This window comes from Clostridium culturomicium, assembly GCF_000821305.1.
GTDB lineage: Bacteria > Bacillota > Clostridia > Clostridiales > Clostridiaceae > Clostridium_J > Clostridium_J culturomicium.
In genome coordinates, this window is record NZ_CCXK01000017.1 from 924,878 (window position 1) to 942,061 (window position 17,184).

A 17,184-nucleotide genomic window follows, 5' to 3' on the forward strand; every position below is an offset into this window, starting at 1 on the left:
TAATTAAAATGCACAGCTACCGTAATTTTACGATACTGTGCATTTATTTATTTTCTATTTCTTATTATTCCTTATTTTTAATAAAGTTTTTGTAACCTTATATCCAAGTCCTACAGCTCCTACCACTACCCCAACAACAAGAGCAGATGATACTTTATCACTATACTTTTCAACCTGTGTTACCTCTATCTTATGAAACTTTTCCTTTAAATCATTATCAACACTACTCATAACTATCACCCTTTCGTTATATAAAAGTCTAAATATAAATTGGGATAAACCCAAAACACTCCTTCTGCTTAAGGAATAGAAGCTTCAATATGGAAAGTTAATTTATTTGACTAATCCAACCTTTTCTCCCACATTTAGACCATGATCATTCATTAACTTAATTATACCATCATTTCTACCATTTAATTATTAAGAATTTCTTAAGTGAGCCTTCAAATCTATGATTTGGCTAGGCGAACTTACTCCTCCGAACGAATGTGAGGAGAAGTTTCCTTTAAAATATAAATCTTTGATTTGGTTAGTTGAACTTACTACTTCGACCACAAGGAGAAGGAGTTTCCTCTAAAAATAATCTACGGTTTGGCCACACAAACTTACTACTCCAAAATCATATGTGAAGGAGTTTCCACTTAAAACATCCCTTTCATTTTTTCTAAGCTTTCAAACCCCAAATTAGTTTTCTTAAAAAACTTTATAAAACTTAATCTATATATTATAATAATAACATCACGTTAATATGGAGGATTCATTATGTTTAGAACAGTAATATGGTTTGGTCATTTTGCACTAAGCCTAGTATGTGAGATATTTCCTTTGTTGAAGGTTAACTCTCTAGAGAAACAAGGTAAATCAAAAGAAAAGGATGCGTATGTACATAAAGTAACATCTAAATGGGCAAAGTCTCAATTAAAATATAGTGGTGCAAAGGTAACTGTTTCTGGTCAGGAAAATGTGCCAAAGGATGTACCTGTTGTTTTTATAGCTAATCACCAAGGTAACTTCGATATACCTCTTTTAATGAGCTACATCGATAAACCAAAGGGATTTATAGCTAAAATAGAAACCCTTAAAATTCCTATAGTTAGAACTTGGATGAAAAATATTCACTGTGTATTTATGGATAGAAGCAACCTTAGAAAGTCAGCTGCAGCCATAATTGAAGGTGTTAAAATCATTAAAGAAGGTCATTCTTTAGTTATTTTCCCTGAAGGGACAAGAAGTAAAGGCGGTCCCCTTGGTGAATTTAAAGCTGGTAGCTTTAAATTAGCAACCAAATCAAAGGCCCCAATTATTCCAATAACAATTAATGGTTCCTATAATCTTATGGAGGCTAATGGAAATAAAATTAAACCTGCTGAAGTAGAAGTTTATATACACCCTGCAATAGAAACTGCAGATCTATCTAAAGAAGAACAAGAAGCCCTTCCAGAGCAAGTTAAAGCAATTATTGCTTCAAAACTAGCTACCAAATAATAAATAAACTTGCAAACATATCTAAAGTGTATATTGTAAACTGTTCAATTTAACAGTATTATTATATATGTGACTTCACAAAACATATTATTGGTGGAGTAAGGAAAAACTTTCAAATTAAGATTTGAAAGTTACTTTGGGAGGTGTTACGATGAATTATGTTACTTCAGGAGTTTGCTCAAAGGAAATAAACTTTGAGGTTGTTGATAACAAAGTAAAAAATGTTAGCTTTGTTAGAGGCTGCATGGGAAACTTATTAGGTATTGGAAGCTTAGTTGAAGGTATGGATATCGACGAGGTTATATCAAGATTAGAAGGCTTAAAATGTGGTGCTAAAGACACATCTTGCCCTGATCAATTAGCAAAAGCTTTAAAAGAATACAAAGCACAAAAATAATAAATAAAATGCTATCATATGAATTTATGATAGCATTTTCTATTTATTAATATTATCCTCAAATTTAGTAATACTACTTATAAATAATACTACTAATAAGTCATAAGGGAAACGAGGTGAATTTTAATGATTAAACTAAAAGAAAGTTTTTATAATAGAGATGCAAGAATCGTTGGAAAAGAATTATTAGGGAAAATATTAGTTCGTAAATATGATGGAAAAACACTTGTAAGCAGAATTGTTGAAACCGAAGCATATATTGGTAGCTTGGATAAGGCTTGCCACGCTTATAACTTCAAAAGAACACCTAGAGTATTGCCATTGTATGAAAAAGGCGGCATAGCTTATGTATATGCCATATACGGCATGTACTATTGTTTAAATATTGTAACTGCTGAAAAAGATGACCCACAAGCAGTATTAATAAGAGCCGTTGAACCTATTGATGGTTTAGAAGAAATGAGTTTAAACAGAACTAAAAAATCATATTCTGACCTTAAAAGAAAAGAAATCCTAAACTTAACCTCTGGTCCAGGTAAGCTTTGTATAGCTTTAAATATTGATAAGACCTTGGATAGTCATTCCCTTTTTAGTGAAGAGCTTTCCGTTTATGATGATGAATATGACGATTTCGAAATAATTAGCTGCAAAAGAATTGGTATTGATTATGCTGAGGAAGCCGTAGATTTTCCTTGGAGATATTACATAAAAGATAACGATTATGTTTCTGTAAAAGAAAAAGGCACGCGTTAAACGTGCCTTTTTCTTTTTATGGAAACTCCTCCTCATATACATTCGGATGAGTAAGTTCGCCTTAGGCAAACCAAAGATACACTCTGTGAAAGTTCCACTAACCAAATCCAAGATTTGGAGTATCACTTTTTGAGGCTCACTTATAAACTTAAAAATTTGTTAAATCTATCTCTAACCTTTTCTTCACCCATGATTTGCATGATTGTATATAAATCTGGGGTGTTGCTTCTGTGAGTTATAGCTGTTCTTATACATCCAGCAACGTCTGAAACCATTCCCTTAAACTCTTCAGGATTTTTCTTGAAGGCCTTTCTGTCAGCAGTGTAGCCAAGTTCTATAGCTACTGCTTTTAATTCCTCAAACCAAGTGTCCTTATCAGTATTGAAATTGTATGCCTTTGCATAAGCTTCAATTATTCTCTTAGCTTCTGCCATATCCATATTTTTAGGGAATTCAATAGCTTCCATTTCATCACAAGCAAATAACTCATCAAAGAAGAAGAAGATTTTTTCTCTAACATCGCTCCATTTAGCAAAGTCTTTTCTTGGCTTTGGACCTTCTTTATCAATATTAAAGATTTCTTTAGCCATTGCCTCATTTGAACTTACTAATTCGTACATTTCTTTATCGTACTCTTTAGCCCAGTTGATATAATAGTTATATACGTCTTCCGCTTTTAATCTGCAGATTACATTTTTACTTACGTCAGCTAATTTTACGATATCGAATAATGCTCCACTCTTACTCATTTTATCTAAAGCAACTTTAAACTCATGATAATCTACTGTAGGATTCTCTTCTCTCCACTCTTCAAATGATGAGTTGATGATATTTAAAAGGTATTCTATAACCGATATCATTGGATATCCTACTTCGTTATAATAGCTTACAGCACTTTCTGGATCTTTTCTCTTAGAAAGCTTTCTCTTAGAACCACCATCAAGCTTCATTATAGTTGGAGTATGAGCATATTCTGGTCTATCAAAACCTAAAACTTCAAATAATTGTACGTGGATTGGAAGTGATGATAACCACTCTTCTCCCCTTATTACTGTAGTTGTTCCCATCAAAGCATCATCTATAGCATGAGCAAAGTGATAAGTTGGAAGTCCATCTGATTTTATAATAACTATATCTTGGTTGCTTTCTGGAAAAGATATATCACCTTTAACTAAATCATGGAACTCAACTCTTTTTTCGAAGTTTCCTGGTGACTTTAATCTGATTATGTATTTCTCGCCTGCATTGATTCTTTCAAGAGCAGCTTCTGGTGAAAGATTTCTACAGCTAGCAAACTCTCCATAGTAGCCTGTAGTAAGCTTATCAGCAGTTTGTTTTTCTCTTAAAGCTTCTAAATCCTCTGGAGTACAAAAGCATGGGTATGCTAAACCTTTTTTAATTAAGTCCTTAGCAAAAGTCTTATATATTTCAGCTCTTTGGCTTTGTCTATATGGACCATACTCACCTTTGAAAGTATTGTCTCCTGTCATTCCTTCTGTGAAATCAAGACCAAACATGTGCATTGTGTTTATAGTTTCATCTATTGCACCTGGTACTTCTCTCTTTTGGTCTGTATCCTCTATTCTTAAATAAAACACCCCGCCACTTTGAGTAGCAATTCTTTCATCTAAAAGTGCAGAGAAAACTCCTCCAATATGTTGAAATCCAGTTGGACTTGGAGCGTATCTAGTAACTTTAGCTCCTTCAGGAAGATTTCTCTTTGGATATTTTTCAATAAAATATTGTGGTTCCCTGTTTATATCAGGAAAAATTGTATTCGCTAATACATCATAACTCATTTTATACACCTAACCTAACTTTTATATTTAAGTGAGCCTCCAAATCTTTGATTTGGTTAAGTCTAACTTACTCCACCGAACGTTATGTGAGGCGGAGTTTCATTTATCCCATCCAAATCTTTAATTTGGCTAAGGCGAACTTAAGTAAGAAGCTAAATCTCTGATTTAGCAATTCGCACTTATTCTTCGAGCACTCCACCGAACGTATGTGAGTCAGAGTTTCATATTCCATTCTCCAAATCTGTGATTAAATAGCTCACCATTTTCTATATTTATTACATACAACTTTGATTATATCTTTTACTTCTAATATTGTAAATATGGTATTAATTATTTACAATTAGGTTTATTTAATTCCACTTAAATCAATAATCTCAAAATCCTCATGTTTTTTTACTTTTAATATCTTTGGCTTTACCCAGTTATATGCAGTTGATAAATTAACCTCTGTTCCTTCACTCATAACTTTACCGGAGCCAAAAATACAATAAAGCTTATCCTTATAGAAGGTTTTAAAGCCCTCTTCGTTAGCTTCATGGCCTCTGATTAAGTAATCTATCCCTACTATCTCTGCATAAAGATTAAACTCTTCCTCTGTAAATCCAAACCTTTTTGTATGATTATATTTATCTTCTCTGTCTCCAAGTGGATCGCTCCATAGAATATTATTAATAATTGTTTCATCCCTATTATTGATTTTACCTTCATCTGTTAAATCTCTTAAAGCTTCTATATAATCAAATAACTGTTTTTCTTCTCTAAGAGGCCTTGGAATACCACCATGAACTCCGCAAATATTTTTTCCATCATACTGAAGAAAAGATACTATAGCCATTGAGTTGAACAAACTCAAGTATTTACTTATTAATTTCCTTGAATAGGATGAATTACTCTTTGTGAGTCCATCAAGATAAAGAAAGAAATAATCTTCTGGTTTATCCTTATCTGGCTTTTTTATACATAAGCCTACCACATCATCTTTGATTTTCCCAGCATCATGATTTCCCATTAATAGGTAAATATTTCCTGGGAAAATATACTTTAAACTCATTACTTTTTCTATAGTTTTAAGATGTTCTTTCCCCCTATCCACATAGTCGCCAAGAAAAATAATTCTTATCTTTTTATTATTTACCACTTTATTAAAGAAATCCACTTTATCCAAAATACAATCCAATATAAAGTCATCAGAATGAATATCTCCAACATAGTAGTACTCATAATCAGCATTAGTGAAAAAATAAACTCTAGAGGATAATCTTCCATCTTCAACTTTATGTAGTATATATTTTACATTCAGGTTATCCTTGATTAATTCATTATTAAAATCACTTTCCTCATTTTTGTGAAGGTTTATTACTTCATCAATAAGAAAGCTGTGAAATGACCCCATTTCACAGAGATCATTTCCCTTCAAATCATCAATCTCTTTCCACTCTTCCTTAAAAACTTCATTTATTTCTCTCTTTAATTCTTCCCCATTTCCATAACCATTAGTTAATAGCTTCCCTTTAACCCTTCTTATCATGGAAATTAATTTATTGTTTTCATCATCAGTTATATTTCCCATCCAGCTTTCGTTCATACGAAACGTCTCCCCATTTTAACCTTAAATTTTTCCTAATAAATTCATTTTAACTTCTTTACCTTTATTGTTTGTTACCTTTACCGCCTGAAACTTATCATAGTTTACCTTTATACCCTCATCTAAGTTTAAAGGCACATGTTCATCTGCAAAATAAGCCACAACAGTATCAAATTCTTCAAGCTCATTTAATTGCTTTTTTAATTTATCTCTTTGCTTTTTAGCTTCTGCTCTTTCCTTTGAAGTGTAGTTATCGGAATTAGAAATTACAGATAATCTGTTTATTTCCCTCTCATAATACTTTTCAAGTTCCAGAAGATATTCAATTCTAAATCTGGCTATTGTAGCTTCATCATACCTATGAACATAAATTAAACCCTTGATTCCATCATTTTTTCCTGAATCTATCAGCCAGTATATTGGTTTTTTAGCATATATCTTTAGATGATCCTTATAGAAATCCTTTATAAAATACCTTCTTATAGCTTCTCTTGAAGTTTCATTGTCCTTCATAGTCAAAGCACCTGCAATGAAGCTAAGATTTTCTTCAAGATATTCTTTGCCAAAGATACTTCCCACAAAGTCAATAAATGAAGAAACAACATCCCCCTCCAAATATTCGCCTTCAGTAATAATTAATATGTTATCCTCTTTTGGCATAAAAGAAGCCTTTTCCCATGTACCATCTACATTAATTCTGCAATTGTCAAAATCCCATCGACTGTTAATATCTCCACCCGCAAAAACTATTCCATTCTTATGAGCAGAATATCTTCCAAAAATACAGCCTACCGCATAGGAAATAAAGGCTTTTATATCATCTTTCAAATCCGCTTTTCTCAGGGTCACATCTTTCTCATTAACCTGTGGCTCCAGCTCCTTGGTTAAGCCATATATGTTTATAAATATCTCATTTAATTTTTCTTCGTTAGCTTTAACAATTTCAATGGCCTTTTCTCTTTCTTTTGACCAGCTTTCAAACTGATTTTTAAGTAAAATATTATTCCCCTTATTTATTCCTCTTAAAAATGGATGAGTTTTAAAGTTCCAAGAAGTTTCATAGGAGTCCCACTCATCTTCACTTATTTTTATATTTTCATCAACTAATAAATCTACCTTTTCAATAACCTTATCATCAAAGATATTCGGGCTTAAAGGAATATTCTTCAAATCTCCAACTTGGATATTAAAGGTTGGATTCATAATGTCCATAAACATATTTGAAACCTTACTGCATAGGAAGGCCAACATAAGCTTCTCGATTCCCTTATCATAGAAGAATATTGAAGAACCTGCCACATCAAAAATAAAGCCTTCTGGTGAATATCTAACCCCCATATCTTCTGATATAAAAGTATAAGTTAATCCACTTTTAAAGTAGAACTCCTCGTTTTTTATAGTTCTGCTGTAGGATTTATAAAGCTTTGCAGCATAATCCTTTACTTCAGCTCCATTATTCTCCCAATTTATTAAGTATCGGTTGTTACCAAACCACTTTCTAAACTCTCCACCCTTATTATAAGGAAACCATTTTTTCTTACTTTGAGAAGCTTCCTCAGAATCCTTAGCACAGAAATTAACTTTGTTTATGTCTACTTCATACCAATCGCGAAGAAACCTTTTATTATCAGAGGTTGCCATCCCTTGTCTTGGTTTTGCCATTGCTTCAAATCTATCCATAGATACAAATATATTTAATATATTCTCATTAACCCAATAAGCAAAAGGTCTAGAAGGAATTGCCAATAGCTTTTTTAAATCTGTTTCGTAAAGAGCCCCATTTTCAGCTCCACTAGAAACTTCTTTAACTTTTTCAGCTTTTTCAAGTGTAGAACATTCTTTCGTTACATCCACAATCCTTGTAACATACTCTGGAATAACACTCTTTTGATTTACAAAAGCAACATTCTGAACAATGGTTCCTACATTTTCCTCAAAAGCCTTAGATCCAAGATGAATCATATTAATAAAGCAGCTTTCATTAAGGAGCCTGTTTCTAAGTTCTAGGAAACTGCTAAGGAACATCCAGGAATGCTGATTTATCATGGCATAAATTCCATCCTCCATTAAGTACCTGTTGCACACCTCCATAAACACCGAAAACATATCATGTTTTGAAACTGGAAATTTATCTGCCAGATACCTTGCCAAGGTTTCATTAGCACCACGCAGCCCCATATAAGGAGGATTAGTAATTACCACCTCATATTTTTTGCTCATAATTCTTCCCTGCTTAATCATCTTTGGCAGCTTATCATTAAGGGCATCTAAATACTCAGTAAAAATAATACTATTATTTTGATTCAACTCCTTCAGTCTTTTCTCTAACCCATAAAAATTAATATCTTTAACTTCTAAGATAGAACCATACTCTTTAGCGTCTTGAAACTTTGATGCAAGATAATTTAAATCCCCTCTGAGAGCATCATTATGTCCCGCAAAGTATTCAATTGCTTCCATGGATATTCCATTACTCTCCTCAACTGAAGCAACATTTAAATTAAGTGGTGTTCTTTCAATATCTCTTAGGAACCTTCTATTATATTGTCTAGCCTTCATTATTAATGCAAAGGCACCTAGCTGAACTGATCTTCCATCAATATCCAGACCAAAAATATTATTCTCAAGAATTTTTCTAGGAATCTCTCTTTCTGAATAACCAGCACTGACGTAAATCTTATAAAGTACCTCAAAAGCATAAACAAGAATATGACCTGAACCCATACAAGGATCTAATACCTTTATTCCTTCAGGAGTAAGCTCACTTCTTTTTACCTTTATTTTATAAATAACCTCTTGTGCTTTCCAATTTTGATTTCCTTGTCCAACATAATATTCTAATTCCTTACCCAGATTGCTGTTTCCATGACCCTGGATCCAGAGACTTCCTATTGAGTTTTCAACTAAATATTTCACTATCCACTTAGGTGTAAATAATTGAGTGGCAGCTGGAATGTTTTCCTTTGTAATCTTAACATTCTTTTTTAACCCTTCAAAAACTCTGTCTTTTTCTTCTGAAATATAATATTGATACATCCACCCAATGATCTCAACTTCGTCTTTCCAGCTTTCTTCATCAATATCAAAACATAATCTTCTTATAACATAGCTTTCGTCTAACAAATTATTAGGAAGTAACAGCTCTGTGTAATCTTCTATTTTTTCAAATAGCCAGGGAATAATATTTCCAAGCTCATTACACTGCTTAACTAATAGATATCTATATAACTGTTCTCTAGCTGAGTTATTTCCGATATCAACCAAAGCATATATATACTCCGCATCAAGATTAAGCTCTTCAACCACTTCTCCAACCCTGGAAATTATATCTGGATCGGCTTTACCTTTAAGTTCTGAAGATAAAACTCTTATACCTGAAGGTAGATAATCATTTACCTCCATATACCTTAGAGCAATTAATCTATTAAACCAAGTATAAGCAACCTCATCAATAACATTATCAAAGCCCTTTTTTTCAATTTCCTTTATAAGTTCATTTCTATGTTTAGGAGATTCCTTAAAGATTTCTGGTCTTCCTTCAACTCTGAAGCCACCTTGTACCTCTTCAATATTTCTAATATAATCCTTTTCTATTCCTAAACTATAAGCTCTATATTTTACACCTTCTATTAAAGCTTTTCTCGCCCAGGTTGCAAAGAAGCGAATTTTACTCTTATCCATTGTTCCTTCTCCTTATTCCCTTTATTCAATACTATATTATATCACAGATTAGTTTAAAGAAAATTTATAAAAAAATAAAACCTAAGAATTAAAATTCTTAGGTTCACATACTACTATCTTTTTTCTATTCCATAACCATTTTCTTTTGCATTCTTTCCACTAGCATTTAAAGCCGGCTCTTCTATTGTTGTGTTAAAACTATTGTTTGCAAATTGACCTTGAGATTTCGTACCGTTGTGAAGATAGTTTTCTTTAGTGTACTCTCTTTGACCTCCAGCTTTACCATAAACCTGTTTTTCTTGCTCTGTAAAAAATTTTTTATCCATAACTGCCTCCTTTTGATACCTTTTTAGTTCTTAATTTAATTCTTCAAATTACACTACTTATTATGTACCTGTGCAGACATTTTATTAATTTATTTATTAACAGCTTTTGATATAAAATTTTAAAATAAAAAAATACATTCTGCTTAAGAATGTATTTTATATGGTGCGCCATCGGGGGCTCGAACCCCGGGCACCCTGATTAAGAGTCAGGTGCTCTACCAACTGAGCTAATGGCACATAAGTGACACTCCAAATCAATGATTTGGTTAAGGTGAACTTACTCCTTTGAACGTAGTGAAAAGGAGTTTCCTTTAATATCAAATCTTTAATTTTATTAATGTAACCCTACTCCACTAACTATATATAAATTAGAGTTTCCTTTTAAATCTCAAATCTATAATTTGGTTAGTTAAGTTTCTTTTAAAATAAGTTGTAGATTTAATTTTTAAAAATGGTGCGCCATCGGGGGCTCGAACCCCGGGCACCCTGATTAAGAGTCAGGTGCTCTACCAACTGAGCTAATGGCACATAAGTGACACTCCAAATCTATGATTTGGTTAGTGGAACTTACTCCTTTGAACGTAGTGAAAAGGAGTTTCCTTTAATATCAAATCTTTAATTTTATTAATGTAAACCTACTCCACTAACTATATATAAATTAGAGTTTCATCTTAATTTTCAAATCTATGATTTGGTTAGTTAAGTTTCTTTTAAAATAAGTTGTAGACTTAATTTAAAAATATGGTGCGCCATCGGGGGCTCGAACCCCGGGCACCCTGATTAAGAGTCAGGTGCTCTACCAACTGAGCTAATGGCACGAAACTTAGATTTCTTAACTACAAAATTTATTATACTCCCACTTTTTATGGATGTAAATACTTTTTATGTATTTTTTGTTTTATTATATTTAATTTTTTTACTACTTACAAACCTTCTTCATGAAATTTTCATAAAACTCAGCATGTTTTAATCATTTCTTCACTGTCTTCCAAGAATTTGCACACAGCTTTAAAATCATCTATCCAGTGAATTTTAGCTAATTCTCTTAAATCAATAACAATACCTGTACTTTTTTGCTTTATAAAATCCATATCATATACTTCTGTTTCTACAAATCCTTTAATGCAGTCATAATGGCAAGGAACAAATTTATCCCAATTCTTTTCAAAATACTTTGTTTTAGCATAACATAAATTATTAATATAGAATATGATTCCTAAAGGAGATGTTTTCCTAGCTAACCTATGTCCGAAATATTCCTGTCTGGGATATTTCGCTTCACTTCTTTCCCAGTATAAGCGCTCATTAGGATGAAGATGATATTTATCAATTATCTTACATTTTTCTTCTCCAAGCTCTTCTCTCATAATTTTTTCTCTAGTTATAGCATCTAATTCTTTCAAATAATTCAAATTCATGTTACCCCCCATAAATTAAAACTGTAAAAGAATATAAAATAATCTATACCTAAATAATAATTTAAGATTTAAAAAATTACAAATATTTATTATAAATAAATGCAATACTATCTATTTGATTTTCCAATAGTTTAGCTAGGAATAAGCTTTTTCTTAAACAAACACCTTATTTACATCTTCTTCATTGATTAAATACAAAATATGCTGATAGGATAAATAAAACTCAATTATATCCCCTACCTTATATTCGTTATCACAATCTTCCACATCTATTATTAAGTGATCACTGCTTCCACCAATAATTTTTATATTTTTATCAAATGGATTTAAAGTATCAGCATTTACAAGGTCTTGCTTCCCAATGCCAAGAAGTGCCCTTCTTCTAATTCCCTTATCTTCATAGGTAGGCGTGTTACAAAAAGCATCTATGAAAACTTTTCCTATAGGATGAGATGGCTTGTCCTTAATTTCTATAACTTCAGCCTTTAAAATAAAGGCATCCTTATGTAAATCAGCTATATCATATTCCCATATTTCATCTAGATCTCTAGCTACAAGAATCCCTTCGCCTATTCTCAAGTTATTAACCTTCTTTGGCATTTTGCCATCCTTTAAAAGTGTCAATGAGGAAGTAGCTCCGCCAGAAATAATTTCTAAGTTCCTTCCAATAGCTGCTTCAATTTTCTCAGCAGTATCACAAAGCTTTCCAATATTCACTTCAGTTGGCACTATAGCTCCATAGCATCCCAAATTAGTACCAATTCCATAGAGATGAAGATTTGATAATTCTTTTTCAACCCAAAGAGCCATTCCAATGATTTCGTTTACATCGAAAACACCTTCCCTTAAATCTCCCAAATCCATCATCAAAATCACTTTATGTATTTTTCCTTGATTAATGGCTTCTTTATTAAGTTCAAACAATGTACCTTTTTCAGAATTTAGACTTATATCTGCATATCTTATTACATTCGCTGCTTCACTTATCATTGGAATTCTAATTAACATCAAAGGTTTATTAATTCCAGACTTCCTAAGCTTTTTAATCTGATTTAACCTTGAGGTTCCTATGTAATCACACCCTGCTGCAATCATTGTTTCAGCAATTTCCTTCATACTATGAGTCATTTTAATTATTCCAGCAATAGAAATATCCTCACTATCACAAAGTTCTTTTACTTTCCTTGTGTTTTCATAAACCTTATTTAGATTTATTTCTAATACCGGATACTCCACAGGCTCAATATCTTTCGTTAATATCTGCTCTTTCTGTAAAATGTCTAAGTTTGAAATTTTCGTCATTGTTCTCCCCCTTAAAGTCTCTAAATTTAGAAGTTCTTTTAATTATATCCTAATTTTCTAAATATTTCAACTTGATAAAAATAAACTATAGAAGAATTTTCTTCTATAGTTTATTTTCACAACTTATTATTCAATTCAAATGATATGGAAGAACTTATATTTTTATCAAAACTAACAAAATCTTTCGCAAGAGCTGTAATCATGGCTGAAGTAGCAATAAAAACTCCTCCAACTTGAGGAACAATTATAGTAAAATCAACTAATCCATGAATTATTATTATAACTTGAATTGCTATTAACAATTGAATACAGTTGCTGCTGTCTTTCATTAAAAGGTGAACTATATTTTTATAAATCTGCAATCGCATAATTATGTAAATAATTAGTCCTACAACTCCTAATGAAGTTAAAATGGCTAACCATATATTATGTGAATGATGAACAATTCCACTATATGAAATAAACTCTTTTCCATGTTCAATTGTTCCCATTAGCCCCCAGCCTGTTAAAGGCTTTTCATTAACCATATCAAAGGAACCCTTCCAGATTCTCTCCCGCAAACTTAAAGATCTGTTTATCTGATGTCCAACAAGTCCTTCTGATAAATTAGGAACTTTACTAGGCATAAATCCAACCACTGCAATAATTAAAATAATCCCAATAAAAATCAATCTATTATGTTTACTGCATTTAAACATAAATAAAGCAACTAGCCCGCCAGCCATTGCTGCAAAAGCTCCTCTAGAACCAGTAAAAAATAAATTAATTAAAAATAAAGCCACACAACTATAATAGAAAATTTTATTCCTTTTTTCCTTTGTTCTTCCCTCATAAAATAAAGCTACAATTATCATAATTGCAAACCAGTCTCCAGCAATATTAGGATTACCGAAAGTACTATAAATTCTATGAGTTGATGAAGTTGTGGCTGGTAGTCCTAAAAAAAATCTCCAAACTAACATTGGATGAATTGCAAAGGCTATTTTTTCTATTATTCCTATAATGCCTGAAAAAATAGAAAATTTTAATAACCAATGAGAAATATCATATATTTTTTCTTCACTGCTCCATTCATTCTCGATATACACACTCATGCAAAAATACAAAAGAAATAGAAAGGAAACTAAAATTGACATTGAACTTTTATTAACTAATCCTACAAAGAAAGACCATAAAAATAAAATAATTAATCCTATATTCCAAGTATTTTTACTAACATTTCCTTTATTTTTATATAAATAAAATACTGCAAAGAAACATGATAAAACCGCGGTATATGGAGATAATACAAATAATAATAGTACTATATTACACAAATTATCACCCTACTTCTTCTAAAAGATAAAATACTGCAATTTATTCTTATAGAAATTTATTGTTTTGCTAATATTATCTCGTCTTACTTTATTATAGACTCATTTAAGTAGTTTAATACCTTGTATATAATACACTTGAAGTAAAGTTATTTCAACTATTTGCATGTATTTATAGTACAGTGAAAAAACTAATGTTTTTCCAAAATATTTAAAATTTTAATTGTAAATCTGGCTGCTGAATAAGCAGCAATATGATCTAATTCAGTATTATATTCAGTTGAATCTTCATCATAATTACCGCTAACACATTTTATTGATATAAAAGGAACTTTATTTAAAAAACAGCTGTGTGCAATAGCAGCTGCCTCCATATCAACACAACAGCCATTATTATCAATAACTATATTTTGTCTTCTAGATGGATTAGAAATAAATTCATCCCCTGTTACCACTAATCCTAAATGATAATTACATTCTTTCAATTCAATTTGTGAAAAAGCATCGATTGCAATCCTTTCTAAACACTCATCCGCATAAAACTTTTCCTTAAATGGAAACATATTCTTTAGTTGACTTTTACCAACATCGTGATATGTAAAACTATGACCAATTACTATATCACAAATTCTAATGTCAGGTCTCAAACTTCCAGCAATACCATAATTAACGATATGCGACACATTAAATTTAGTAATTAAAGTTTGAGTGCAGCATGCAGCATTAACCTTACCAATGCCGCTTTCAACAATAAAAAGCTTCAAATACCCATAACTTCCCACATAGAAATTGAATCCAGCATACTCAACCACTTCCTCAATTTCCATAATTTCCTTTAAAAAAGCAATTTCTAATTCCATGGCCCCAAGTATTCCTATTCTTCTCATAATACCCCCCATATACTTATAATTTTAAAATTGCATATAAGCAAGATTAATTTACTATATTCAACCCAATTAATTACAATATACATTATTATTGTAACACATCCTTATTACAATAAATACCCATTTAATCCTGTTTGTATTATAATTTCCTATAAATCAAATTATTTCTATTTGCTTTTACTAATAAATCTATAATATTATACGAATTTAACCAAAATTTTTATAAATCTAATACTAAAATATCAATTTACTATAAAGTATAATAAAAAAGACAAAGGTAAAACCTTCATCTTTTAAACTATATAAATCTAATATGATTATTCACACTGAGTAATTAACTTTCTCATTACATCTCTCATTTTTCTTTCTTCAGTTTCATCGCTTCCGATTAAGAAAATTAATTTTATATCATTATCAGAGTTATCCCACTTATATGCCTTTGCATCGATTAAAGATGCTTCTGGCAGGAACTCTTCCATATCTAAAGCCATCTCTTCCGATAAGCTAAGATATTCTTCAAATAGTTCATCTTCATCCATTTCCTCAACATTGAACTCATCGTACTCTTCGGCAATTATTTCATTTAAGGTATCAACTTTTACACTTAAACAAAAAGCATGCATATCTTCTCTTTTAGTTCCTCTAGTCATATCTTTAATAACTTTAAAATCACTTTTATTTTCTATTAATTCACTTATATCCTTTTCATTTAAAATTTCATTTCCAAACGGTATGTACATAATTTCATCTCCAAATCTATTCTTTATCTATATGATTATAATCCATAGTTGGGAAAAATAAAACTAAAATTTCACTATTTAGCCAAATCAAAGACTTGGAGGCTTACTTATAGTATTTATTATATATTTCACTTAAAAATATAATTAATGCTAATAAATCTGCTGAGCCACCTGGACTAACGTTTTCCTTGATACATTTCTCTTCAAAATCAAAAGCCATTTTTCTGCCTAATGGAGAATTGAACCCTCCATTTTCAAGAATGATCTTGGCTTCCTGCTGAATTTCTTTCAATTTATCAATACTTTGTCTATGAACTATGGTGCTATCTTCAACTCTTGCCATTAATTCCAATAATGTTTGAGCAAAGAGTTCATGACCTTTTAAGGGTGAACTTAAAAACTCCGCAAAAACTTCCTTAAACACTACAGGTATTCCAGCCTTTACTTCCCCTCTTATGCCAGTAAAACCATACTCCTTATATAGTTTTTCTCCATGTGTAAGACTCTTTTTATTATTCACTTCTTTGAAATCATCAAGAATTTCAGAGCACATATTTTTTATAATATCTTCAATTCTCTCAAAGGAATCTCCCTCGTATAAAGCTTTTGCAGTTGCTGTTACAACAATACCTAATAAAAATATCATGCCTTTATGAGTATTCACACCTTTAGTTGCTTTAAACATGCTTTCCTCACATCGAATACCAATATGCCTAATTGCTTGGAATACCTCTTTTTCATCATGATAAGTGTACCCTGCTTCTGCCATTTCCTTTAAAAATGGCGCTATTGCAAAGGAACTATCCATAAATGTATAAAAATCCATATCCTTATGTGAACCCTTCGTACCAGGAGATACTAAACCAAAAGAAGGCATTGTTGATACCTCTTCTATCATAGCCTTTAAAGCATACTGTGAAAGTTCATAGGACAGCTGCTGCCTTTTACTATTCCATTCCTCATACTGGTTGAACTTATCCTCGAAGAATTTCTTAATTTCTTCTATTGTATGACTTTGAGCTCTAGAGCATACTCTGGCTTCTTCATTACAGATAAAACACTTTCTTGGAGGAAGATCTAAATCACTTCTTGAAGCACCTTTAATCTCCTCTAAGCCAAACCTTTCATTTTTATCTAAATAGTAAACATCTAAGTCAACACATCTGCCTAAAATATGGTTCTCTTCAAGATTAATCATCGCTTTTTTTATAACTTTATAGTCAACATTAAAAATAAAATGACCAATATAACCTTCTTCATTCTTATATTCTTCACTAAATATAATTTGTTTTTTATGGAAGATGGAAATTTCATCACAAATAACTTTTCCTATGAAATCAGTAATATAATTTGATTTATCTATACCAGGATAATTGACTCTCACCGTTGCTAAAGATAACCCCTTAAGGCTTTGAAGAAGTTCTTCTTGATGATAGACTCTTCTTTCTCTAGCATCCAAAAATAGGCCTATTCTTTCCATTTCATTCATTTTAACACA

At 31.4% G+C, this 17,184-nt stretch carries 14 protein-coding genes and 3 tRNA genes; 3 read left to right on the forward strand and 14 right to left on the reverse strand.

Going from position 1 to position 17,184, the window contains the following annotated elements; all coding sequences use genetic code 11:
• Window positions 1–54: 54 nt before the first annotated feature.
• Window positions 55–231 (reverse strand): hypothetical protein, encoded by a 177-nt coding sequence (locus BN1075_RS21725; protein WP_156132824.1) that lies wholly within the window; start codon window positions 229–231, stop codon window positions 55–57.
• A 531-nt stretch (window positions 232–762) separates the two neighbouring features.
• Here BN1075_RS21725 and BN1075_RS16825 point away from each other — a divergent pair.
• From BN1075_RS16825 to BN1075_RS16835, 3 genes are all read left to right on the forward strand, one after another.
• Window positions 763–1,485 (forward strand): lysophospholipid acyltransferase family protein, encoded by a 723-nt coding sequence (locus BN1075_RS16825; protein WP_040194431.1) that lies wholly within the window; start codon window positions 763–765, stop codon window positions 1,483–1,485.
• A 151-nt stretch (window positions 1,486–1,636) separates the two neighbouring features.
• Window positions 1,637–1,882 (forward strand): TIGR03905 family TSCPD domain-containing protein, encoded by a 246-nt coding sequence (locus BN1075_RS16830; protein ID WP_040194432.1) that lies wholly within the window; start codon window positions 1,637–1,639, stop codon window positions 1,880–1,882.
• A gap of 129 nt (window positions 1,883–2,011) precedes the next feature.
• Window positions 2,012–2,635, forward strand: a complete 624-nt coding sequence (locus BN1075_RS16835; RefSeq protein WP_404989255.1) for a DNA-3-methyladenine glycosylase — start codon at window positions 2,012–2,014, stop codon at window positions 2,633–2,635.
• Between the two features lie 140 nt (window positions 2,636–2,775).
• Here BN1075_RS16835 and gltX read toward each other — a convergent pair whose 3' ends face one another.
• The 13 genes from gltX to citG form a co-directional block, all read right to left on the reverse strand.
• On the reverse strand, window positions 2,776–4,434 hold the full coding sequence (gltX, locus tag BN1075_RS16840) for a glutamate--tRNA ligase (protein ID WP_040194436.1): 1,659 nt from the start codon (window positions 4,432–4,434) through the stop codon (window positions 2,776–2,778).
• A 346-nt stretch (window positions 4,435–4,780) separates the two neighbouring features.
• Entirely contained in the window at window positions 4,781–6,019 is a 1,239-nt protein-coding gene (locus BN1075_RS20900) for a metallophosphoesterase family protein (protein ID WP_052406612.1), read from the reverse strand.
• A gap of 24 nt (window positions 6,020–6,043) precedes the next feature.
• A complete protein-coding gene (pglX, locus tag BN1075_RS16850) occupies window positions 6,044–9,700 on the reverse strand; it encodes a BREX-1 system adenine-specific DNA-methyltransferase PglX (RefSeq protein ID WP_040194437.1) in 3,657 nt (1,218 codons plus the stop codon).
• Window positions 9,701–9,813: 113 nt separating this feature from the next.
• Entirely contained in the window at window positions 9,814–10,026 is a 213-nt protein-coding gene (locus BN1075_RS16855) for a hypothetical protein (protein WP_040194438.1), read from the reverse strand.
• 161 nt (window positions 10,027–10,187) lie between these two features.
• Window positions 10,188–10,263 (reverse strand) — tRNA-Lys (locus BN1075_RS16860).
• Between the two features lie 215 nt (window positions 10,264–10,478).
• A tRNA-Lys gene (locus BN1075_RS16865) sits at window positions 10,479–10,554 on the reverse strand.
• A 214-nt stretch (window positions 10,555–10,768) separates the two neighbouring features.
• Window positions 10,769–10,844: transfer RNA gene (locus tag BN1075_RS16870), tRNA-Lys, on the reverse strand.
• A gap of 138 nt (window positions 10,845–10,982) precedes the next feature.
• Window positions 10,983–11,444 (reverse strand): hypothetical protein, encoded by a 462-nt coding sequence (locus BN1075_RS16875; RefSeq protein WP_040194439.1) that lies wholly within the window; start codon window positions 11,442–11,444, stop codon window positions 10,983–10,985.
• 153 nt (window positions 11,445–11,597) lie between these two features.
• Window positions 11,598–12,746, reverse strand: a complete 1,149-nt coding sequence (locus tag BN1075_RS16880; protein ID WP_052406613.1) for an alanine/ornithine racemase family PLP-dependent enzyme — start codon at window positions 12,744–12,746, stop codon at window positions 11,598–11,600.
• A gap of 116 nt (window positions 12,747–12,862) precedes the next feature.
• Window positions 12,863–14,062 (reverse strand): O-antigen ligase family protein, encoded by a 1,200-nt coding sequence (locus BN1075_RS16885; RefSeq protein WP_040194440.1) that lies wholly within the window; start codon window positions 14,060–14,062, stop codon window positions 12,863–12,865.
• A 188-nt stretch (window positions 14,063–14,250) separates the two neighbouring features.
• Window positions 14,251–14,946, reverse strand: a complete 696-nt coding sequence (gene mtnN / locus BN1075_RS16890; protein WP_052406614.1) for a 5'-methylthioadenosine/S-adenosylhomocysteine nucleosidase — start codon at window positions 14,944–14,946, stop codon at window positions 14,251–14,253.
• Window positions 14,947–15,263: 317 nt separating this feature from the next.
• Window positions 15,264–15,686, reverse strand: a complete 423-nt coding sequence (locus tag BN1075_RS16895) for a hypothetical protein (RefSeq protein ID WP_040194441.1) — start codon at window positions 15,684–15,686, stop codon at window positions 15,264–15,266.
• Between the two features lie 103 nt (window positions 15,687–15,789).
• Window positions 15,790–17,175, reverse strand: coding sequence for a triphosphoribosyl-dephospho-CoA synthase CitG (gene citG / locus BN1075_RS16900; RefSeq protein ID WP_052406615.1), 1,386 nt, complete (start codon window positions 17,173–17,175; stop codon window positions 15,790–15,792).
• Between the last annotated feature and the right edge of the window lie 9 nt (window positions 17,176–17,184).

Excerpts from the sequence above, each read along its gene's own strand:
- BN1075_RS16875 (WP_040194439.1), bottom strand. The coding sequence starts at position 11,444 with ATGAATTTGAATTATTTGAAAGAATTAGATGCTATAACTAGAGAAAAA.
- BN1075_RS16880 (WP_052406613.1), bottom strand. The coding sequence starts at position 12,746 with ATGACGAAAATTTCAAACTTAGACATTTTACAGAAAGAGCAGATATTA.
- gltX (WP_040194436.1), bottom strand. The coding sequence starts at position 4,434 with ATGAGTTATGATGTATTAGCGAATACAATTTTTCCTGATATAAACAGG.
- BN1075_RS16855 (WP_040194438.1), bottom strand. The coding sequence starts at position 10,026 with ATGGATAAAAAATTTTTTACAGAGCAAGAAAAACAGGTTTATGGTAAA.
- BN1075_RS20900 (WP_052406612.1), bottom strand. The coding sequence starts at position 6,019 with ATGAACGAAAGCTGGATGGGAAATATAACTGATGATGAAAACAATAAA.
- citG (WP_052406615.1), bottom strand. The coding sequence starts at position 17,175 with ATGAATGAAATGGAAAGAATAGGCCTATTTTTGGATGCTAGAGAAAGA.
- mtnN (WP_052406614.1), bottom strand. The coding sequence starts at position 14,946 with ATGAGAAGAATAGGAATACTTGGGGCCATGGAATTAGAAATTGCTTTT.
- BN1075_RS21725 (WP_156132824.1), bottom strand. The coding sequence starts at position 231 with ATGAGTAGTGTTGATAATGATTTAAAGGAAAAGTTTCATAAGATAGAG.
- pglX (WP_040194437.1), bottom strand. The coding sequence starts at position 9,700 with ATGGATAAGAGTAAAATTCGCTTCTTTGCAACCTGGGCGAGAAAAGCT.
- BN1075_RS16830 (WP_040194432.1), top strand. The coding sequence starts at position 1,637 with ATGAATTATGTTACTTCAGGAGTTTGCTCAAAGGAAATAAACTTTGAG.
- BN1075_RS16895 (WP_040194441.1), bottom strand. The coding sequence starts at position 15,686 with ATGTACATACCGTTTGGAAATGAAATTTTAAATGAAAAGGATATAAGT.
- BN1075_RS16825 (WP_040194431.1), top strand. The coding sequence starts at position 763 with ATGTTTAGAACAGTAATATGGTTTGGTCATTTTGCACTAAGCCTAGTA.